The sequence below is a fragment of the Salinibacterium amurskyense genome (genome assembly GCF_002797685.1).
Classification (GTDB): domain Bacteria; phylum Actinomycetota; class Actinomycetes; order Actinomycetales; family Microbacteriaceae; genus Rhodoglobus; species Rhodoglobus amurskyensis.
In genome coordinates this window covers 484512-505248 of record NZ_PGFH01000001.1, presented here as the reverse complement: position 1 = coordinate 505248, position 20737 = coordinate 484512, and the positions used below count along the sequence as shown (strand labels likewise).

Annotated in this window: 21 protein-coding genes; 14 read left to right on the top strand and 7 right to left on the bottom strand. The window is 63.8% G+C overall.

The features are described from left to right. The first annotated feature begins 63 nt into the window (after positions 1 to 63). Positions 64 to 1527, top strand: coding sequence for an MGDG synthase family glycosyltransferase (locus CLV85_RS02290; RefSeq protein WP_100387988.1), 1464 nt, complete (start codon positions 64 to 66; stop codon positions 1525 to 1527). Here the strand turns inward: CLV85_RS02290 and CLV85_RS02285 are convergent. Beyond that, positions 1514 to 3742, bottom strand: coding sequence for a beta-glucosidase family protein (locus tag CLV85_RS02285; protein WP_229820390.1), 2229 nt, complete (start codon positions 3740 to 3742; stop codon positions 1514 to 1516). The genes CLV85_RS02290 and CLV85_RS02285 overlap by 14 nt on opposite strands. Before the next feature lie 171 nt (positions 3743 to 3913). On the opposite strand from CLV85_RS02285, the gene CLV85_RS13565 reads away from it, so the two are divergent. The 3 genes from CLV85_RS13565 to CLV85_RS02270 all read left to right on the top strand — a co-directional run bounded on the left by CLV85_RS13565 (position 3914) and on the right by CLV85_RS02270 (position 6189). Then, a complete protein-coding gene (locus CLV85_RS13565) occupies positions 3914 to 4825 on the top strand; it encodes a tail fiber protein (protein ID WP_268249127.1) in 912 nt (303 codons plus the stop codon). A gap of 54 nt (positions 4826 to 4879) precedes the next feature. Further along, positions 4880 to 5344, top strand: a complete 465-nt coding sequence (locus CLV85_RS02275; protein ID WP_100387986.1) for a GNAT family N-acetyltransferase — start codon at positions 4880 to 4882, stop codon at positions 5342 to 5344. Positions 5345 to 5448: 104 nt separating this feature from the next. Then, positions 5449 to 6189: a sulfite exporter TauE/SafE family protein gene (locus tag CLV85_RS02270; RefSeq protein WP_100387985.1), complete on the top strand. Its 741-nt coding sequence runs from the start codon at positions 5449 to 5451 to the stop codon at positions 6187 to 6189. A 121-nt stretch (positions 6190 to 6310) separates the two neighbouring features. On the opposite strand, the gene CLV85_RS02265 is transcribed toward CLV85_RS02270, so the two are convergent. Both CLV85_RS02265 and CLV85_RS02260 read right to left on the bottom strand, forming a co-directional pair. After that, complete coding sequence (locus CLV85_RS02265) at positions 6311 to 7810, bottom strand: catalase (RefSeq protein WP_100387984.1); 1500 nt, start codon at positions 7808 to 7810, stop codon at positions 6311 to 6313. A 77-nt stretch (positions 7811 to 7887) separates the two neighbouring features. Continuing rightward, on the bottom strand, positions 7888 to 8337 hold the full coding sequence (locus CLV85_RS02260) for a Fur family transcriptional regulator (RefSeq protein ID WP_100387983.1): 450 nt from the start codon (positions 8335 to 8337) through the stop codon (positions 7888 to 7890). A gap of 170 nt (positions 8338 to 8507) precedes the next feature. Between CLV85_RS02260 and CLV85_RS02255 the strand changes: the two genes are divergently transcribed. Together CLV85_RS02255 and CLV85_RS02250 are read left to right on the top strand one after the other, a co-directional pair. Continuing rightward, on the top strand, positions 8508 to 9368 hold the full coding sequence (locus CLV85_RS02255; protein ID WP_100387982.1) for an SDR family oxidoreductase: 861 nt from the start codon (positions 8508 to 8510) through the stop codon (positions 9366 to 9368). Positions 9369 to 9506: 138 nt separating this feature from the next. Further along, the gene (locus CLV85_RS02250; RefSeq protein WP_229820392.1) at positions 9507 to 9908 is read left to right on the top strand and encodes a hypothetical protein; all 402 of its coding nucleotides are present in this window, start codon (positions 9507 to 9509) and stop codon (positions 9906 to 9908) included. A 139-nt stretch (positions 9909 to 10047) separates the two neighbouring features. On the opposite strand, the gene CLV85_RS02245 is transcribed toward CLV85_RS02250, so the two are convergent. Beyond that, positions 10048 to 10446: an SdpI family protein gene (locus CLV85_RS02245; protein ID WP_100387980.1), complete on the bottom strand. Its 399-nt coding sequence runs from the start codon at positions 10444 to 10446 to the stop codon at positions 10048 to 10050. Between the two features lie 144 nt (positions 10447 to 10590). Between CLV85_RS02245 and CLV85_RS02240 the strand changes: the two genes are divergently transcribed. The 7 genes from CLV85_RS02240 to CLV85_RS02210 all read left to right on the top strand — a co-directional run bounded on the left by CLV85_RS02240 (position 10591) and on the right by CLV85_RS02210 (position 16927). Further along, on the top strand, positions 10591 to 11262 hold the full coding sequence (locus tag CLV85_RS02240) for a FadR/GntR family transcriptional regulator (protein WP_100387979.1): 672 nt from the start codon (positions 10591 to 10593) through the stop codon (positions 11260 to 11262). Further along, the gene (locus CLV85_RS02235) at positions 11259 to 12125 is read left to right on the top strand and encodes an ABC transporter ATP-binding protein (RefSeq protein WP_229820394.1); all 867 of its coding nucleotides are present in this window, start codon (positions 11259 to 11261) and stop codon (positions 12123 to 12125) included. The genes CLV85_RS02240 and CLV85_RS02235 overlap by 4 nt, the downstream gene beginning before the upstream one ends. An 82-nt stretch (positions 12126 to 12207) precedes the next feature. Continuing rightward, complete coding sequence (locus tag CLV85_RS02230; RefSeq protein WP_100387978.1) at positions 12208 to 12726, top strand: ClbS/DfsB family four-helix bundle protein; 519 nt, start codon at positions 12208 to 12210, stop codon at positions 12724 to 12726. Positions 12727 to 12742: 16 nt separating this feature from the next. Further along, positions 12743 to 13144 (top strand): hypothetical protein, encoded by a 402-nt coding sequence (locus tag CLV85_RS02225; protein WP_100387977.1) that lies wholly within the window; start codon positions 12743 to 12745, stop codon positions 13142 to 13144. A 150-nt stretch (positions 13145 to 13294) separates the two neighbouring features. Then, entirely contained in the window at positions 13295 to 13690 is a 396-nt protein-coding gene (locus CLV85_RS02220; RefSeq protein ID WP_169925789.1) for a hypothetical protein, read from the top strand. 89 nt (positions 13691 to 13779) lie between these two features. Continuing rightward, complete coding sequence (purL, locus tag CLV85_RS02215; RefSeq protein WP_100389231.1) at positions 13780 to 16089, top strand: phosphoribosylformylglycinamidine synthase subunit PurL; 2310 nt, start codon at positions 13780 to 13782, stop codon at positions 16087 to 16089. Position 16090: 1 nt separating this feature from the next. After that, positions 16091 to 16927 (top strand): peroxiredoxin family protein, encoded by an 837-nt coding sequence (locus CLV85_RS02210; RefSeq protein ID WP_100387976.1) that lies wholly within the window; start codon positions 16091 to 16093, stop codon positions 16925 to 16927. 34 nt (positions 16928 to 16961) lie between these two features. Here the strand turns inward: CLV85_RS02210 and CLV85_RS02205 are convergent, their stop codons facing one another. Continuing rightward, positions 16962 to 17306, bottom strand: a complete 345-nt coding sequence (locus tag CLV85_RS02205; protein WP_189621849.1) for a chorismate mutase — start codon at positions 17304 to 17306, stop codon at positions 16962 to 16964. 82 nt (positions 17307 to 17388) lie between these two features. Here CLV85_RS02205 and pgm point away from each other — a divergent pair, with 82 nt between their 5' ends. Continuing rightward, a complete protein-coding gene (gene pgm / locus CLV85_RS02200) occupies positions 17389 to 19032 on the top strand; it encodes a phosphoglucomutase (alpha-D-glucose-1,6-bisphosphate-dependent) (RefSeq protein ID WP_100387975.1) in 1644 nt (547 codons plus the stop codon). Here the strand turns inward: pgm and CLV85_RS02195 are convergent. Next, the gene (locus tag CLV85_RS02195) at positions 19022 to 19981 is read right to left on the bottom strand and encodes a DMT family transporter (RefSeq protein ID WP_100387974.1); all 960 of its coding nucleotides are present in this window, start codon (positions 19979 to 19981) and stop codon (positions 19022 to 19024) included. The two genes, pgm and CLV85_RS02195, sit on opposite strands and share 11 nt — an antisense overlap. After that, positions 19978 to 20682: a GNAT family N-acetyltransferase gene (locus tag CLV85_RS02190; protein ID WP_100387973.1), complete on the bottom strand. Its 705-nt coding sequence runs from the start codon at positions 20680 to 20682 to the stop codon at positions 19978 to 19980. Before CLV85_RS02190 ends, CLV85_RS02195 begins: the two co-directional genes overlap by 4 nt. Positions 20683 to 20737 lie beyond the last annotated feature (55 nt).

The window sequence follows — 20737 nt, the reverse complement described above, 5'->3', positions numbered from 1 at the left end:
CTACCGCGGGATTCACGCACGCACAACCGGCCCGCCCGCACCCGGTTCGGCTATCATTCCCCCATGCCCGTGAAGCGCCGCCCTCAGCCTCCCGTGACCGGAGGAGAGCGGGTACTGATCCTGTCCGCCGGCGTCGGCTCGGGCCATAACAGCGCCGCTGCGGCAGTGCACCAAGCCTGCGCGACCCGCACCGAGATCGCTGAAGTGCAAGTGCTCGACGTCTTGCAGGTCAGCAGCGCTCTCTACCGTGACGTGGTGGGCAAAGGCTATTTCGTGCTCGCGAAGGGTCTGCCGTGGCTGCTCGACTGGGCCTATGACGTCAGCGATGCACCATTTTGGCGAAGGGGACCGATCGACCCGTGGACCCAAGCCAACTCGCTTCCCGTGATCCGCGCGATCAAACGCTTCCAGCCGACCGCAATCGTCAGCACACACTTTCTTCCCGCCCAGCTCATGGCCACACTCCTCATGCGCGGATCCATCGACGCCAAAACAGCGGTTGTCACCACCGACTACGACCCTCAGGGCCTCTGGCTGACCAGCGCATTCCACTCGTTTAACGTGGCGCGCGAGGAAGGCAGGGTCGAACTGATGGCGCTCGGCCTGCCCGCCGACCGGGTGGCCGCTACCGGCATCCCGATCAGTTCGTATCCGGATGCCGAATCCGACCGCGTCGTCCATGACGTTCCCCACATTCTGATTTCTGCAGGCGCAGCGGGCGGGGACTACGCCGTCGCTGCTGTGCGGCAGACACTGCATATGCGCTCGGCGTTCACAGCCACCGTCGTGTGTGGACACAACGAGGAGACTCGCGCCGACATCGAGAAACTTGTTGGCACTGACGATCGCTTCCACATTGTGGGGTTCACGACCGAGATGCCCGCACTGCTGAGAAGCGCCGACCTCTTTGTGGGTAAACCGGGTGGGCTCTCCGCCTCCGAGTGCATGGCAGCGGGCTTGCCCATGGTGCTGGTGAACCCCATCCCGGGGCAAGAAGTGCGTAACGGTGACTACCTGATGGAACAGGGGGCTGCCGTTCGGTGCAACGACGTCACGACGCTGGGCTGGAAGATCGACCAAATCTTGCGCGAGCCAGGCCGCCTCGAACGGATGCAAGCAGCCGCGAAGAAAACTGGCCGGCCAGATGCCGCAGCGGACGTTCTCACCGGCCTGCTCGACGGCCCGCGCCGCCCGATCGTCGTGACCCGCGACGCTCAAAAAGCCATTCTTGCCGCCAGCGAAAGGCGGCTGGTGGCGAGCGATCTGCGCGGAGATTCCGCTCTGGTTCGACTGACCGACCCCACCGATAACAGCACGGTGGCACTGCTGAAAGCAGACGAGCTGAAAGACCTGCAGAAGCGTTACGCTTCGGCCGAGGGCGAGTTAGTGCTCCGCCCCGATCAAACGCTCGCGTCGCTTCGTTGGGAGGGCCGCCGCTTGATCCGGGCCGTTCTGCGCCACGACGATTCGCTGCGTGTTCGCATCGACCCGCTTCCGCACGCGGCTACCGGCGCTAGTCAGAGGTAGGGCGCAACGGCACCGCGTCAGTCCAGTTCGACGGGCTGTGCTGAGCGGCGAGCAGCGCCCATTCACCTGATCGCGGGTGCCACTGCCGGGTGATCGGATCCCGCTGCAGCGTCGGCCCCGCATCCAGCGCGATCTGCACGGTCGCGCTCGCCCCGCGCTGCACTGTCACTTTCTGAAAGCCCAGAAGCTGAGCGACCGGATGCTCGGCTGCCAGATCGGCCGCGTACAGCTGCACGACGATCGATCCGTCGCGGTCGCCCGTATTGGTCACGAGCACGCGAGCGCTGCCGCCAGTGTCGGCGAAGGTGTGGTCGAGTAGCTCGTGGGTCATCGTCGTGTAGCCCAGGCCGAATCCGAACGGGAATGCGGGAGCAATGCCCTGACCATCGAGGTGCCGCTGACCCCACTTGTCGTCATAGACGACCGCCTTAGCGGCGCTATCGAACGGGGGCAGCTGCGCTGCGTCGCGCGGGATGACAAATGGCAGCCGACCTCCGGGTTCAGTGTCTCCCGTGAGCATGCTCGCGAGCGCATGCCCACCTTCCATGCCGCCGTACCAGGCGAGAACAAGCGCTGGAACGCGATCCCGCCACGCGTCGGTCACGATCGCGCTGCCGCCAATCAGCACCACGACGGTGCGCGGGTTGGCGGCGCTGACGGCGCGGATGAGGCTTGCGTCGGAGGGACGAAGTTCGAGCGAGCTGCGATCGCCACCGCGAACGAAGCGTGCTGCGAGGTGCGCGAGCCCGATGAAGAGACGGCGAGACAGGCCAGAGTTGAAAGCGCGGCCGAGGATTCCCACATCGACTCCGCCGGTGACCACCGACTCGCCTTCATCGTGTTGGTCAAGCCCGACAACGACGACGGCGATCTCGGCCTGAGCTGCGAGCGCCGCGGCGGCGTCTTCGTCCTTGCCTGTGGCGGTCGTGATCAATGCCGCGGGGAACGCTTCACGCAAGCCCTGCAGCGGGGAGACGGTGGATGGTGGCCGAACGCGCGAGGAGCCATGATCGCCGAGGTTCGCCTCGTCAGCGAGTCGCCCAATAACCGCGAGTCGACGCGTGTCAGGAGCCAACGGCAGCAGCGGCGCGTGGTCAACCATATCGTTCTTGAGCAGCACGATCGACTCGGCAGCGGCTTGGAGCGCAAGAGCGCGGTGCGGGGCAGAGGCAATGTCAGCCGCCGCTGGCTCTTGCTGTTCGCGGGTTGCCGCGTGCTGAATGCTGGTCCGCAAAATGCGGTGGGCGGATCGCAGCACGGTCTCGCGATCGAGCTGACCGTTGCGCAGTGCGGCAGGCAGGGCGCGCGCCCGCAGCATTCGCAACGGCATCTCGACATCCATTCCCGCTTGCAGGCTGGCCACCGCATCGTGAGTGCCGAACACCCAGTCGCTCGTGACGAAACCGGTAAAGCCCCACTCATCCCGCAGCACATCGGTAAGAAGGGCGCGATTAACATCCATGTACTCGCCGCGCACCCGGTTGTAGGCGCTCATGACCGAGTCGGCTCCGGCATCCACTACCGCTTTGAAGTGCGGCAAATACACTTCGTGCAGGGCGTGGTCGTCGACAGAGACGTCAACCTCGAAGCGTTCGTTCTCCATTGAGTTGAGAGCAAAATGCTTCACGCATGCCATCGTGTGCACTCGAACACCGCGGGTAAGGGCGGCCCCCATCTGACCGACGAGAACCGGGTCTTCGCCGTAACATTCCTGCGCACGCCCCCAGGCGGGATGCCGCAGCAAGTTCACGCACACCGAAGCAGAGTAGTTGGCACCCCGCGCGCGCGTCTCGGCACCAATTGCTACCCCGACGCGTTGCTCAAGCTCCGGATCCCAGGTTGCCGCCCGCGCCATCGTCACGGGGAACGCTGTCGCGGCACCGATAACGACACCGCGAGCTCCGTCGCTGAACCGGATGCCGGGGATGCCGAGCCGCGCTACCGCACCCGCCACGAATGGTCGCCGCCCGAGGAGGGCAGGGATGAACGGCAAGAGCCGCCGCGGAGAATCGCCGTCAAGTAGTCCCAAGAGTTCCTTCTCGGTCAGCAGGCTGACGAGCTGCGCGGAGGCTGTGTCGGCATCGACTGTGCCGGCGCGAACTGCGCGAACTGCGTCATCGAAGGCGTGAACCGAGGCTGCCCATGCGACTGGCAGAGCTGCATCGCTCATCGACACTCTGCCCGCGCTCTGCACGCCGCCGGTCGCATTTTCCATGATTCGAATTCTGCACCCTGTAGCTGTATTGGCCCACAACGGCAGGCAGGTAGACCGTCTGCCGCACCCCCACACTGGGGCAGAGACCACTCGTAGCCCACTTGGTCGACTTCGTTACGTTTGTAGCAACCCGTGACGCACCGTTGCGCTCTCCCGAACGTCTGGACCCCTTTGCCTTCAGCACCTCTGACTTCTTCGCGTTCTTTTCGACTGTTTGCGGGAGCGGCCGTAGCGGCTCTCTTGCTTGCTGGCTGCACGAGTCAGAGTGGTTCAGCGGATGCTCTGCAGAAGGCCTGCGTTGACACAACCGCTTCGGCGATCAAGCTCATTGATGCCGCCGACTCGTGCGGTGCCGGTTTCGTTGAGGCAGTCTTCACGACGGAAGCTGCGTCAAGCGGGACCGCCGGCGTCGATGGCGTCGATGGCGTCGATGGCGTCGATGGACAAGATGGCACGAACGGCACCAACGGGAGTGACGGCGCGGCTGGTGCTAACGGGCTCAACGGTGCCGACGGCGCTAATGGACTTGATGGTGCCGACGGACTTGATGGTGCCGACGGCGCCACCGGCGCGGACGGTGCTACTGGCCTCACCGGAGCAAACGGAGCACAGGGGCCCATGGGAGACACCGGCGACCGGGGCGACACCGGCCCCCTAGGCCTACCCGGCGCTGATGGTGCAGTCGGCCCTATGGGACCGCGAGGCCCGGTGGGCGAGACCGGCGCAGTCGGAGCACAAGGCATCCAGGGCCTCACCGGCGCAACGGGCGCTCAAGGACCTGCCGGCAACTCGCTCCTTGCCGCAGAGTTTGGCACCCGTACGGGCGGAGCACGAGACAGTCTCGGTAATTCGTGCACTCTCGGCACTCTGTCCCTGACGGCATCGCCATACGCCGGCAATGGCCTCGTCGCAAATGGTCGCCTTCTCAATATTTCCTCCAACGAAGCGCTCTTCTCACTCATCGGAACCACCTACGGCGGCGATGGTCGCGTGACGTTTGGGCTCCCCGATATGAGCGACATCACGCCCAACAACATGACCTGGATGATCTGCCATCAGGGCACCTTCCCCAGCCCGCTCTAGCGTTCTGGAACACTCTCGGCAGGTTCTCGGCAACACGCAGACTAGGATTCTGACGTGGAAGACACTTACGAACTCGAACTCCGTAGCGTTCCCTTTGAGCACGCCGACTCGGTAATGCTGCGTTCAGCGCAGCGCGCCGAGCTCACCGCGCGGTACGGAACCGAAGACAGCGAACCCGGCGTCAAGCCCAATGCTGACTCGGTTGTCGTCTTCTTGATCGCCTATGTCGACGGCGTTCCTGCTGGTTGTGGCGGGCTCCGCGAGCTCGACAATGGCAATTTTGAAGTGAAGCGTATGTACGTCACGCCCGCGCAGCGCGGCACCGGCATCGCCATCGCGGTGCTCAAGGGGCTCGAAGAGTGGGCTCGCGCTCAGTCGGCCACCGAACTCGTTCTCGAAACGGGAACGGCCCAGCCTGATGCGATGCGTTTCTACGAGCGCGAGGGCTACACGCGCATCGAGAACTTCGGCGCCTACGTGGGCGAACCGCTCAGCGTCTGCTACTCCAAGGCTCTCTAGCCAGCACCAGCGCGTGCGGCAGCGTGGCAGCGGCGGCGAAACCTGCACGCCACCAACGTTCGTGACGGTCTCGCGCCCCTGCGGCATCCGCTTAGGCTAGGGCGGTGCTCGCTCTTGTCGCTCTCGCCGTTGTTATAGGAGCACTCTCTCAACGCATCACCGGCATGGGTTTTGCGCTCGTCGCGTCTCCGCTGATCGTGATTCTGCTCGGCCCCTTCGACGGCGTGCTGGTCGTGAACCTGTGCGGCGTCGTCTCGTCGCTGCTCATCATCCCCCGCGTCTGGCGACACATTGAGTGGCGCACGCTCGCGTGGCTGGCGATCCCCGCGGTGGCGGCCATCATCCCGGGCTCACTCCTCGTCACCCGCCTCCCGGGCGCTGTCATGCAGCTCGGCATTGGCGTGCTTGTGATCGTTGCCCTCACCGCGACGCTACTCATCACGCGCGCGGAACACATCGTTCCGGCTCGCCCGGCAGCGATCGTCGCAGGGGCAGCATCCGGTTTCATGAATACGGCTGCGGGCGTCGGCGGCCCAGCCCTCAGCATTTATGCAGTGCTGATGCGCTGGCCGCAAGTGAATTTCGCGGCCACCCTGCAGCCCTACTTTGTGATCGTCGGCACAGCATCCCTCGCCACGAAGGCGTTCTTCTCGGGCGGCGTCCTCCCTGATCTGGATGTCGCGAGCTGGGTCCTCATCATCGGCTCACTGCTAGTCGGGCTCGCGTTGGGTGAAGTGCTCACTCGTCACATCAGCCATCGAGCGGCTCGCATTGCGGTGATCATCGTGGCCTACCTCGGAGGAACCGTCGCGATCATCGACGGTGCTCTCGCGCTCGCTCCTTAACGCGCGGGCGCTTGCGGCTTGGCCAGCCTCGCTCCTTAACGCACGGATGCCCGGCCCCCAACGTTCGGGACCGGGCATCCGGTGTTCGACTCTGCGTTAGCGCAGGCGATTCAACTCAGTATTACTCGGCGGGGCCGACTCCTACGGGGTCAGCTTCCTCGTTGGCGGTGTCGCCATTGCCGGGAACGGTCTTGCGCAGGGTGGCGCCGAGTTCGGCATCCACGCTGCCCCAGTACCAGTAGAAACGCTCGAGGATTTCGGGGATCGTGATGCCACGGCCCTGTCCGGTGAGGGTTTCGATGAAGCGTGCCTTCGATTCGTCGGAGAAGACGTCGCGGTAGAGCGTTCCGGCCTGGCCGAAGTCGTCGTCTTCTGAGTGCAGGGTCTGGGCGCTGCGCATGAGTTCGCCGTCGCTTGCCCAACCGCCTTCGCCAGCAAGCTCGGGCTGAGCTGCCGGTCCACCGAACGAGTTCGGCGTGTAGACGCGGTCAGCTGCGTCGCCGATCTTGTAGTTCATGGCGCCTTCGTGCTGGTAGTTGCGCGCTTCGGAGGCGTGAGGCTGGTTGACGGGGAGCTGGTTGTAGTTGGCTCCGATTCGGTTGCGCTGGGCATCCGGGTAGGAGAACACACGCGCCATCAGCATCTTGTCGGGGCTGATGTCGGTGCCGGGAACCATGTTCGACGGCGAGAACGCTGACTGCTCGATCTGCGCGAAGAAGCTCTCCGGGTTGCGGTTGAGCGTGAAGTGGCCAACCGGAATCAGCGGGTAGTCCTTGTGCGACCAGACCTTGGTCATGTCGAAGGGGTTGAAGCGGTACGTCTTGGCGTCGTCGTAGGGCATGATCTGCACCGAGACATCCCAGCTGGGGTAGTCGCCCTTGGCAATGGCTTCGAAGAGGTCGCGACGGTAGTAGTCGGCGTCTTCTCCGGCGATGCGCTCAGCTTCGGCGGCTTCCATCAGCTCTACGCCCTGGCGGGAGTGGAAGTGGTACTGAACCCAGAAGCGCTCACCGGCAGCGTTGATCCACTGGTAGGTGTGCGATCCGTAGCCGTTGAGGTGACGCCAAGACTTGCTGAGGCCGCGGTCACCCATGAGGTACGTGACCTGGTGGGCGCTTTCGGGCGAGAGGGTCCAGAAGTCCCACTGCATGTCGCCGTTGCGCAGGCCGGAGTCGCCCATGCGCTTCTGCGAGTGGATGAAGTCGGGGAACTTCATGGCGTCGCGGAGGAAGAACACGGGGGTGTTGTTTCCGACGATGTCGTAGTTGCCCTCGGTCGTGTAGAAGCGCAGTGCGAATCCACGAACGTCGCGCCAGGTGTCGGGGGAACCCTGTTCACCGGCTACGGACGAGAAGCGCAGAATCGTTTCGCTCTTGGCACCCTTTTGGAAGACGGCTGCCTTCGTGAACTGTGATACGTCTTCAGTGACGACGAACTCTCCGAATGCTCCACCACCCTTGGCGTGAGGGTTGCGCTCCGGCACACGCTCACGGTTGAACGAGGCGAGCTTCTCGACCAGAAAACGGTCGTGGAGTGCGGTTACGCCATCAGGACCCGTGGTGAGCGAATGTTCGTCGCTCGCAATGGGTGCGCCGGCCTGGGTAGTCGTGGGTTTGGTCACGATGTCTCCTTTGTGTGGGTGGGATTATTGGCGAATTGAAGATTGGGCGACAGCGTAGACAGCTCTGTCTCTGTTGTTCAGTCTGCGCTCTTTTGCTTGAGAGCGCTCTGGCAATCGGGGCATACTCCCCAAAAGTTCACTTCGGCGGTGTGCACGGTGAAGCCACCGGCTTCGGATGGCGTGAGGCAGGGCGCCTGACCGACAACACAGTCCACGTCTCGAACGGCACCGCATTCGGTGCACACGAGGTGGTGGTGGTTGTCGCCAATGCGGCGTTCATAGAGAGCGGATGACCCTGCCGGTTCGATCTTGCGCAGCAAGCCTGCCGTCGTCAGCGCCGCCAGTACTCCGTACACGGCTTGGAGGGAGGTGCCGGGCAAGCTCGGCAACACAGCCCCGAAGATCGTGTCGGCGTCAGAGTGAGGGATGTCGGTGAGGGCGCTGAGTACAGCGACGCGGGGCTCAGTCACTTTCAGACCGGCCTCTCGCAGAGTGTCGGCGAGCGCCGCATCCGTCACTGTTTCCATACCTACGACGGTACCAGTTGTTTTGAATAATTCAAGACAACTTGTTGTGAAGGCGTCGAGTGTTGGGCGGCATCGCGCGAGAGAGCGCTGCCGCTACGCAGCGGGTGCTCCGGCGGTAAAATATCTAGGTCTGGGTCGGACGACCCAGCGTTCACCACCGGGGAGTCGCCTTGACCATTGCAATCACCACAGCGAGCGGCCAGCTCGGGTCTGCTGTCACCTCAGCTCTCATCGCGAAAATCGGACCGAACGATATCGTTGCCCTCGCTCGGACGCCAGAGAAAGCCGAACACTTGGGGGTCGAGGTACGTCCCGGCGACTACGACAACCGCGATGAACTGACAGAGTCTCTTCGAGGCGTCGATACTGTGCTTCTCGTCTCCGGTATCAGCGCCCCCTCCGAGCGAATCGAGCAGCACCGAAACGTCATCGAGGCGGCTGTCGCGAGCGGCGTGCGCAAGATCGTTTTCACGGGCATCCAAGGTCCAGAAACCGGCACGCCCTTCTCCCCTGTCGTGCAGGTGAGCATCGAAACCGAAGATTTGATCAAGGCCAGTGGACTGCAGTGGTCCATCGGCCGCAACGGAATCTACATCGAACCTGACGTCGAGTATGCCGCGACCTATGCGCTAGAAGGCGAAATAGTCAACAGCGCCGGAGACGGACGCTGCGCGTACACCACACGCCCCGAACTGGCCGAGGCTTACGCTGCGCTGCTCACCACCGACCGACACGACGGACGCACCGTTAACCTCAGCGGCTCAACACTCAGCCAGTACGAATTAGCAGAGCGCATCGGTGAGGCTGTGGGTACAGAGATTACCTACCGCCCGATCAACGATGCAGAGTACGTCGCCGATAGGTCCGCCGCGCTCGGCGACTTCTTCGGGCCAATCATCGCGGGCATCTATCAGGGCATCCGCGAAGGCGCGTACGACACCGAGAGCGATTTCGGCGCCGTAGTCGGCCGCCCCCACCAATCCTGGGACGACTACTTCGCTGGCGTGAAACTATCCGCGACTAGCGACTAGCCTCGGCCCCCTCAGAACAACAAACTCACCGAGAGAAACGCGGCGGATCGATCGTCCACCGCACCACCGAGCTAGGGGCACCAGCAAGTCGGGCCGAGCTGCTAACCGACTTCCACACACGACACTTATGGTGGCCCCATGAATATGCGAACTCGAACCCGAATCGCTGGCGTGCTTGCTGCGGGAGCATCCTTGGCGATACTTTCGGGGTGTTGGATCGACACCGCCGTGTGGGGTGCTGACGGCGCTCGTGTCATCGATACGACGAGGCAGCTGATCGCCGCTGCGCCGGCTGGCGATCAAGACGCGTTCGCGTGCGAAGATTTCACAGCGGACTTTGGCGACCCGCAAGCGTGGAATGGATTGAACGCCGGAGAGCCCGAACAGTTCGATGCCGACACATCCGTCGATCGACCGTCGCTCGACGCTTCCTGGAGCATCAACCTCGAAGGATGGAGCGAGACCAACGACGTGAGCCCCAGTTTTGTGTTCTATCGCGAGCGCGCCGACGGTCTTTGTGTAGCGGACGTTATGTGGTGACCTGTGGTGGCAGCAGCCGGCAATGCCAGACGCACATTGATGTCGCCTCAATGATCATGGAGAGGCCAATCACTTCTATCGCTTAGGTTGCCATTCACATTCGGGGAGCTGTGCGGAATCTATCTCGCCCAGCCGCACCTTAGCCGTGAGCGACGGCATCGCGAGCGGCGCGCTGCGCATCTCCGGCCCCGGCGAGAACCCAACCGAGTAGCCAGCCTGCGCTGCCGAAGGTGAGAACCACGTAGACAACCATGCTGGCGCCAAACAGCACGCTCAACAGGCCGAGCGCGACTAGCGCTGCACCGCCAGCCAATGGGCCCCAGGCGGCGACCCTGGTTTTGGGCGCTGCGGCACGCTGAGCCGGATACCACGCAGCATCAGACGACAACGTGAGCGCGGTACGCACTCCAGCGATCGGATTGCGCTTCAGCAACCCTTGCCCACTTCGCCGGGCGAGCCACAGAAACAACCATCCCGCCAGCATCAGAAAGCTGCCCGTGAGGAATGAGGCGAGCGAGAATAAGAATGCATCTGACATCGTTCGATCCCACCGAGGCCCCAGCAACGAAGCGATGCGTCAGACAGACCCGGCTACACCCACCGGCCAAGCGCGCACGGCGAACCCAACTTGTCTGAGGTGTAGAGTTGCGAGGCAGACAAACACCGGGATCGGAGCGCCTGTATGGCACCAGCAGTGCAACAAGGTCGGCTCGCAGCGCAAGCGGCCGAAGTCCTGCTCGGGTGCATCCGTGCCGGCGAGTGGCCCCTGGGGCACAAGCTACCGGGCGAGACGACACTGGCCGCCGAGATCGGGGTCGGGCGCTCAACGCTGCGGGAGGCCATCCGTGAACTCGCCGGCCAAGGCGTGCTCGAAAGCCGTCAAGGCTCGGGCGTTTTCGTGATCTCGACCGACATCGCCGAGGACTGGGATGTCGTGCTACGTCGAGTCTCCGTTGCATCCGTCATCGAGGCGCGGGTCGCCATCGAGGCCGAGGCTGCCGCCCTCGCAGCACATCGACGTACACCGTCAGACCTGCGCGCGATGCGCCGAGCGCTCGCCCGCCGCTCGGGCTCGCACCACTCTGCCGAAGAGTTCGCTGACGTTGACATGGCTCTTCATCGGGAAGTCGTCGCGGCATCCCACAATGAAGTGCTGCTCGAACTATTCGACGGATTCGTGCCGCGAGTGCGGGTTGCGATGATCGAGATGCTGAAGCTGCGCCCCATCCACGACTACGAGGCCGACCAAGCCGCCCACAGCGCTCTGGTCGAAGCGATCGCCGAACGAGACCCGGCCGCCGCTTCCGAGTGCAGCCGGGCGCACCTCACCGGCGTGCACCGAGCCCTCTCGTGAGCGACAGCACCACCACGAGCGAAAGCGCCTCCGTGAACAGCACCCCCACCGTCGTCGAGCTGCGCGGCGTCACCTTCCGCCGCGGCGAGCGCACCATCCTGAACGAGGTCGACCTCACCGTGCGCGCGGGCGAACACTGGGCACTCCTCGGGCCCAACGGTGCCGGCAAAAGCACCATCCTCGGTTTCGTCGGCGCCTCAGCACACCCGACCTCCGGAACCGTGCACATCCTGGGGCAACGCCTCGGCCGAGTCGAACTGCAGGCACTGCGTCGCTCGATCGGGCACGTCAACCCGCGTCATCCGCTTCACGCACCCCTCACGATTCGGGATGTCGTGCTCACCGGCCTCACCGGATCCCTCGAGACTCCCCCGCGCTGGGAACCCACCACGCAGCAGACGCACCGCGCGACAGAGCTCATCGAACAGATGGGGCTGGCAGGCAAGGACGCCCACCGCTGGCCGACCCTGTCGCAAGGAGAACGCGGCAGAGCACTCATCGCGCGCGCACTGATCGCCGAACCCGACCTGCTGCTTCTCGACGAACCCAGCACCGGGTTGGATGTCGCGGCGCGCGAGCAACTCCTCGAAACTGTCGACGCGCTCACCCACAGCTTTCCGCACCTGGCCTCGATTCTCGTGACGCATCACCTCGAAGAGCTTCCCTCCACGACATCCCATGCCGCGCTCATCGCGAACGGGCGGATCTCCCAGGCCGGGCCAGCCGAACAAGTCCTGACCACCGAGAACGTCACGACCGCCTTCGCGCATCCAATTCGCGTCGGCCAACACGATGGCCGCTGGTTCGCGCTCCCGGGCCGCAAGCGGTCGCTCGATCTCGCCGCGGTTTCGGCCGGTGGCTGACTTGAGCTGACGGAGCACTACCTCACCGTCGACGTTCTGTGATTGGCTACCAGCACAAGCACACTAGGGAGCAGGGGCGATCATGGCCGCGACATCCAAGGACGAACTCTTGGCCGTGACCCACAAGGAATTTGAGAAGCTGCAGCAAGCTCTCGAGAAGGTGGAAGCCGACTTCGCTGTGGCGAAAGACGCCGACGACACATCGATCAAAGACATCGTCGGGCACCGCACGAATTGGATCCACCTGTTCCTCGGTTGGTACGAGGATGGCCGCGCCGGCAAGGAAGTGTTTTTCCCCGCGAAGGGCTACAAGTGGAACGACCTGAAGCAATACAACGCCACTATTCGCGCGCAACAATCCGACCTCGGGTGGTCCGATGCGCGGTCAGCGCTGCAGACAGCGCACGATGACCTTGTCGATTTCATCACCGGTAAGTCTGACGCCGACCTCTATGGCGGACCGATGGAAGGTGCGAACAACGACTGGACGCCAGGGCGTTGGGCCGAAGCAGCAGGCCCCAGTCATTTCAGGTCTGCAGCGAAGTACATTCGTGCGCGACTGCGCGCCCAGACCACGCCGACAGCCGACCGCAACGCGTGACGATTATGGTGGCCCCATGAAGACGCGAAGGCTACTGCCGATCGCTGGCGTGATCATTGCGATCATCGCCTTAGCGATCCTTTCGGGGCGTTGGATCGACACCGCCATCTGGGGCGCCGACGGTGCTCGTGTCATCGACACGACGAGGCAGCTCATCCGCGCTGCATCCTCAGGTGGTCAAGACGCGCTCGCGTGCGACGACTTTTCAGCGGACTTTGGCGACGCGCAAGCCTGGAACGGATTGCGTGCCGGAGAACCCGAACAGTTTGATGCCGACACCTCTATCGATCGACCGTCGCTCGATGCCTCCTGGAGCATCAACCTCGAAGGATCGAGCGAGACTAGCGACGTCAGCCCAAGTTTCGTCTTCTACCGCGAGCGCGCAGACGGTCTGTGCGTAACGGACGTCAGGTGGTGAGCGATGGGTGCGCGATCGGACTCCCAGCGAAGCCACTCTTCGCGATGCACCGAAAGTCAGCAAAGTGGTCGAAAGCACGTTGGAATAACCCGCAGTGAAGCCATCTCAGGGCTCGCGATCTGTCGGCAGCACAACGGATAATATTGCAGGATGACCGGACCTGAGGGCGCTTTAGGAGTGGTGCTCGAAACGATGTCGTGGGTCGGCCTCGTTCCCGGCATCCCGCTGCTGCTTTTCGGCTGGATTCTCGCTCTGCGGGCATGCAAGTGGATCGCGGCCACTGCCGAGGTATTCGAAGCCGGAGGCTTTCAGGGCTTCCGCTGGTCCGATAGCGATGGCAGGCAGCACTCCATCCTTCACGAGCCGTCAGAAGCTCCCATCATGGATGTCGGCACACACGTCACTCTGTACTACGACCAGTGCCATCCCTCTCGGTGGAGTCTCGCGCGGCCCCGCCGCACGAACGCCGCCATCATCATCGGCTCGATACTCACCGGAATCGGCCTTCTGAGCGTCGTTGCGGGCTTCGCGCTGATGGCGTTCTGACGCGCTGAAATGCGCCGGCACACCTAGGTAGACTGGAGGCGGCCGGCGTGAGCACCCCGGCATCCACCATCTTCTGGGAGAAGCCCCTCGTGACTGACGTCTCAACCAATTCCCGCCAGCATGTTGCCGACACGGTGTCGAACGCCGCCGCAACTCCCGAGAAAGTGCAGCCCTATGGCGCACTTGGGTTGAAAGACGACGAGTACGCGAAGATTCGCGAAATTCTCGGCCGCCGCCCCACGAGCGGCGAGCTTGCCATGTACTCCGTGATGTGGAGCGAGCACTGCTCCTACAAGTCCTCCAAGAACTACCTGCGCCAGTTCGGCAAGAAGGTCAACGACAACATGTCGAAGAACCTCATGGTCGGCATGGGCGAAAACGCTGGCGTCATCGACGTCGGTCAGGGCTGGGCTGTGACCTTCAAGATCGAAAGCCACAACCACCCCAGCTACATCGAGCCCTTCCAGGGTGCGGCGACCGGTGTGGGCGGAATCGTCCGCGACATCATCTCCATGGGCGCTCGCCCCGTTGCTGTCATGGATGCGCTCCGCTTCGGCGCCATCGACAACCCCGACACCGCGCGCGTTGCTCAAGGCGTGGTCTCGGGCATCAGCTTCTACGGCAACTGCCTCGGCCTGCCCAACATCGGCGGCGAAACCTACTTCGACTCCGTCTACCAGGCCAACCCGCTCGTCAACGCACTCGCCGTTGGAGTGCTGCGCCACGAAGACCTGCACCTGGCTAACGCTCGCGGCGTGGGCAACAAGGTTGTGCTGTTCGGTGCCCGCACCGGTGGCGATGGTATCGGCGGAGCATCCATCCTCGCTTCGGATTCCTTCTCAGAGGGCGGCCCCACCAAGCGTCCAGCCGTTCAGGTCGGCGACCCCTTTGCCGAGAAGGTACTCATCGAGTGCTGCCTCGAACTCTTCCAGGGTGACCTCGTTGAGGGCATCCAAGATCTCGGCGCGGCCGGCATTAGCTGTGCAACGAGCGAGCTCGCCTCCAACGGTGACGGTGGAATGTTCATCGAACTCGAGAAGGTACTGCTGCGCGACCCCACCCTCACGGCAGAAGAAATTCTGATGTCCGAGAGCCAAGAACGCATGATGGCTATCGTGAAGCCCGAGAAGCTCGAAGGCTTCCTCAAGGTTGTTGAGAAGTGGGATGTCGAAACCAGCGTGCTGGGTGAAGTCACCGACACCGGCCGCCTCATCATCAACTGGCACGGCGAAGAAATCGTGAACGTCGAGCCGCGCACCGTCGCGATCGATGGCCCCGTCTACGACCGCCCCGTTGCGTACCCCAAGTGGATTGACAAGCTTCAGGCCGACAGCGCTTCAGGCCTCGCCCGCCCCAAGGATGGCGCCGAACTCCGCGACCAAATGCTTCAGCTTCTCGCGAGCCCCAACCTCGCCGACAAGAGCTGGATCACCAACCAGTACGACCGCTACGTGCTCGGCAACACCGCGTTGAGCTTCCCGGATGACGCCGGCATGGTGCGCATCGACGAAGAGAGTGGCCTCGGCTTCTCTGTCGCGACCGACGCCAATGGCCGCTTCTGCCAGCTCGACCCCTACGCCGGAGCCCAGCTTGCTCTTGCTGAAGCATTCCGCAACGTTGCCGCCACCGGCGCGAACCCGGTCGCCGTCAGTGACTGCCTCAACTTCGGTAGCCCCGAGAACCCCGAAGTGATGTGGCAGTTCAGCCGCGCCGTTGAAGGTCTCGCCGACGGTTGCCTCGAGATGGAAATCCCTGTCACCGGCGGAAACGTCTCGTTCTACAACCAGACCGGCGATGTGCCCATCCACCCAACCCCCGTGGTCGCGGTGCTCGGCCTGATCCGTGACGTTGCTGAGCGCATCCCGAGTGGATGGCAAGACGAAGGCAACAACATCTACCTGCTCGGCACCACCTCACTCGAGCTTGACGGTTCAGCCTGGGCTGGCACCATTCACGACCACCTCGGTGGCCTGCCGCCCAAGGTTGATCTCGCCGCCGAGCGCCAGCTTGCCGACCTGATCAAGGCTGGCAACGAGCTCAACATCATCGCCAGCGCGCACGACCTCGCCGATGGTGGGCTCGCTCAGACCCTCGCCGAGTCCGTCATGCGCTTCGGCGTTGGCGCTCGCATCTGGTTGGGCGACCTACTTGAGCGTGACGAGATCGATGCCGCCACGGCCCTCTTCAGCGAATCGACCGGTCGCATGATCGTGTCGATCCCTCGCGAAGACGACGTGAAGTTCCGCGGACTCTGCGAAGGCCGCGGCTACCCGGCCGTGCGCATCGGAGTTACGGATGCTGCCGCTCCCGCCCTCGAAATCCAGGACCAGTTCACACTGACCCTCGAAGAGCTGCTCACGGCTCACCGCGGAACGCTCGCGGAGGCTTTCGGCGCCTAACGTGCAGTTCATCAAGAGGGTTTACGGCGAGGTAACGGCCGCGCTCGCCCTCGGGGTGATCGCACTCGTCGTCGTGCGCGCCATCACGGAATCACAGCCGTGGTGGCTCGCTGCTGCCCTGCCGTGGGTGGCGTACGCGCTCTATTTGGGGTTGCTGATGACGCGCCTCGTCGTCGTACAGCGCCGGCATCCGTGGGTTCAGCTTGCTGCCGCCGGGGTAGCAATATTTGCCGCCATCCTCGCCGGGCCGCTTGCCGTGCTCGTGGCCACCCTCGGCCTAGCCGTGATTCTCGGCTACAACTACTGGTACTCCGTGCAGCACGTCTCCAGCGGGCCGGTCACGGTCGGGCAGCCGCTGCCCTCGTTCCCGCTCACCACCCTGGATGGCGCTGTCGTCGACAGCAGCGTGCTCACCCAGCAACCGCACGTGATCATGTTCATTCGCGGCAACTGGTGCCCGTTCTGCATGGCCCAGGTCGCCCAGATCGCCGATCAATACCGCGAGCTCAACCGCCGCGGCGTCGCTGTCGCGATCATCAGCCCACAAAAGCCCGAAGACACCGTCGAGCTCTCGCAGCGCTTCGACATCCCGGTCACCTATTACATCGATGCGGATGCCTCGGCCGCCGCCGCGCTCGACATCGTGCAGTCCGGCGGCACGCCCGTCATCTTCAGCGCGGGAGCCCCAGCCAATGGCGACACCGTCGTACCGACCGTGATCATCACCGACGCCACCGGAACCGTGCTCTGGGCCGAGCACACCGACAATCACCGGGTGCGGCCAGAGCCGACGACGTTCCTCGACGTGCTCGACCAGCACGGCATCCGCGCGGTCTAGCCTGCTGCGTGCCGCGCGCTAGCCTCCTGCGTGCCTAGTTGGCGGAGTCAGGCTCGCTGCCCGACGCAATCTGCTCGTGGTGGTGAATAACCTCGGCAACGACGAAGTTGAACCACTTCTCGGCGAAGGCCGGGTCGAGGTGGGACTCTTCGGCGAGCGACTTGAGACGCGCGATCTGATCGCGCTCACGGTTGGGGTCTGACGCGGGCAGACCCTTAGTGGCCTTGAGATGACCAACCTGCTGCGTGTACTTGAAGCGCTCGGCAAGCAAATGAATGAGGGCCGCATCAATGTTGTCGATGCTGCGGCGGGCGCCCAGAAGCTGCTCGCGCACTTCGGGGTCGACGTTGTCGTTGTGGGCCTGATCTCCTGCTGCCATACAACGACTTTAGGGGTTCTGAAGGCTGCGTGTTTGCCACATGACGCGCGCACCGCCGAGTGAAGGTGGAAGACTGGTTTGCATGAACGATCGCGCAGGCACGACAGCCCAGGCATCCGACCTCATTGACGTCACCGAGTTGGTGGCGGCGTATTACGCGCTGGTTCCGGATGTGTCGATCCCCGAGCAGCGCGTGGTGTTCGGCACGAGCGGCCACCGTGGCTCTTCGCTCGACACTGCTTTCAATGAAGTGCACATCGCTGCCATCACGCAGGCGATCGTGGAATACCGCGCCAGCCAGGGCATCACGGGCCCGCTGTTCATCGGTCGTGACACCCACGCGCTCTCCCAGCCCGCCGAAACCACTGCGCTCGATGTGCTTGCCGCCAACGGTGTGCTCGCGCTGAAAGACGAATTCGACGACTTCGTGCCCACTCCCGCACTGAGCCACGCGATCATTGCCTACAACGCGGCGGGCAACGCTGACCAGGCCGATGGCATCATCATCACCCCGAGCCACAACCCGCCCCGCGATGGTGGTTTCAAGTACAACCCGCCGCACGGCGGCCCCGCCGATAGCGATGCGACCGGCTGGATCGCCGACCGCGCGAACGCGATCATCGCCGACGGGAACACGGCCGTGAAGCGCACAGGCTCGGCCGATGCAGCCGACGCCGAGAACACGGCAGCGGGCAGCTACGACTTCCGCGGGCACTACGTTGACGACCTTGAGAACATCATCGATATCGATGCGATCCGCACTGCCGGCATCCACATCGGAGCAGACCCGCTGGGTGGCGCGAGCGTCAATTATTGGAAGTTGATCGCGGAGAAGTACGACCTGAACCTCACGGTCGTGAACCCCGACGTTGATCCCACGTGGGCGTTTATGACGCTCGACTGGGATGGCAAGATTCGCATGGATCCGTCATCGAAGTCGGCCATGGCCTCGGTCGTCGCCCGCCGCGAGGAGTTCGACATCCTCACGGGCAACGACGCTGACGCCGACCGCCACGGCATCGTCACCCCCGACGCCGGCCTTATGAACCCCAACCACTACCTGGCTGTCGCCATCCAGTATCTCTACACGCACCGCGAGGGCTGGAACCCGGATGCCGCTGTCGGCAAGACGCTCGTCTCCAGTTCCATGATTGACCGGGTTGCTGCCGCCATGGGCCGCGACCTCATCGAGGTGCCCGTCGGCTTCAAGTGGTTCGTGCCCGGACTCGTTGATGGCTCGGTCGCGTTCGGCGGCGAGGAGAGCGCTGGCGCGAGCTTCTTGCGCAAAGACGGCTCTGTCTGGACGACCGACAAAGACGGCATTCTGCTCGCCCTGCTGGCCGCCGAGATTCTGGCGGTCACCGGCAAGACGCCATCCATTCTCTACGCCGAGCTGGTCGAAGAGTTCGGCGACCCGGCCTACGAACGAGTGGATGCCGTGGCTAGCAAAGAGCAGAAGGCCAAGCTGGGCAAGTTGAGTGGGGCTGCGATCGCGGCCACCGAACTCGCGGGTGACCCCATCACGGCCAAGCTCTCGGAGGCTCCGGGCAATGGCGCCGCGATTGGCGGCGTGAAGGTGACCACGGAGTTTGCGTGGTTCGCTGCGCGCCCCAGCGGCACTGAAGACGTCTACAAGATCTACGCCGAGTCATTCAAGGGCGCCGAGCACTTGCGCCTCGTGCAGGCCGAAGCGAAGGCGATTGTCGACGCTGCCCTCAACGGGTAGCGTTCCGGAAACCCTGCCCGGGCAGCTTGAGCCGCCCCTGCGCGAGCAATACTCCCACCAGCACGATCACGGCGCCGACAGGCTCATGCCACGACATTGTTTCTTTGAGGATGACGAAGCCGAGGATCACGCCGATCACTGGCGTAATGTACGTGACGGTCGAGGTGCGGGTGGGGCCCCATTCGGCGAGCACTCGGTAGTTCCAGACGTACGCCATTCCGGTGCCAAGGATGCCCAGGGCGAGCAGACTGGCCACGACCGGGAGGGTGAGGTTCACCGGTCCGGTCGCGATGATCGGGGTGAGCAGAAGGTAGATGACGGCCGCGATTCCGATGTTCATGGTGGCGGAGGTGACGCCGGGCACTTTGTAGGGCGCCACGAACTTGCGTTGGTAACTCATGGCGGCGCCGTAGCAGAGCGCGGCACCGAGGCACGCGAGTTGACCCAGCAGGCTGCCGCTGATGTCGCCGGCCTGCCAGGGCGCGATGATCACCAGTACGCCAAAGATGCCGAGCGTGACGCCCGCAATCTGCGAGCGCGTCAGCTTTTCGACCCGGAAGACGAGTGTCGCGAAGATCGCCGTCATGATGGGCGTCGTCGCGTTGTAAATACTGGCGAGCCCCGAGCTCACGTACTGTTCTGCCCACGCAAACAGTAGATACGGGAACACCGCGAAGAGAAACGCCAGCACGGTGAAGTGCGCCCACACGATCGGTTGGCGCGGGAGCTTACGGCGGCTGACCGCAAACACCACGACGAGCGCAAGAGCGCCAAGCACCGCTCTGCTCCACGCGACCTGGCCAAAGCTCACGCCATCCAACGCCACCTTGATGAAGAGAAAACTTGAACCCCACACGAGACCGGCTGCGGCAAAGCGCAGCGTCGTGCCCAAAGTGGATGCCGTGTCATGCTTCTCGACCCGGCCAACGGGAGCAACGGGAGCGCTCACGCGCGCGGCTCCTGCTCGGCAGCGTCACGGGAGGTCGCGCCAGCGCCGGTCGCAGTGCTCGCGCTGGACGCAGCAACAACGCTGGGCGCAGCAGTCCCGTCGAGGCGGGCGAGTAGCCCGGCCTTCACATCTGGCCAGTCTGTGTCGATCACGGAGTACACGGCAGTGTCTCGCCACGAGCCGTCGGCCCGCAGCAGGTGTTGACGCTGGATGCCCTCGAAGGTGGCACCGAGCTTGAGAATGGCAGCACGCGAACGGACATTGATGGCATCCGCTTGGAGCCGCACGCGGTTGTAGCCGCTGTCGAAGGCGAAGCCGAGGAGCAGGAGTTTCGTTTCAGGGTTCACTGCGGTACCCCAAACCTTCGGCGCGTACGCGGTCCAGCCGATGTGCGCGTTGGCGTGGGCCTCGTCGAGGTCTCCTAGGGTGCTGACCCCTACGAGACGGCCGGCGTCGAGGCCGGAGCTCAGGCGGATGGCGAACGGCATCCGGTCGGCGTAACCGAGGTAGCCGGCGCGCATCCAGTCGATGAAGGATGCTTCGTCGGCGGGCAACCCGGCAGGGCCGCCGCCGTAGCCACCGGCGAACACTTCGGGCACACCGAGGGCAGGCCAGAGGTCGGCAAGGTGCGCTTCGGTCAGGGGCTCAACGGAGACGAAGGTTCCCTGAAGGATGCGGGGCTGCGGGCGCGTTACGGTCACTCACAAATCTTCCCACCTCGCGAGCGGCGCACACCCGCGGTTTTCGGACGTTCAC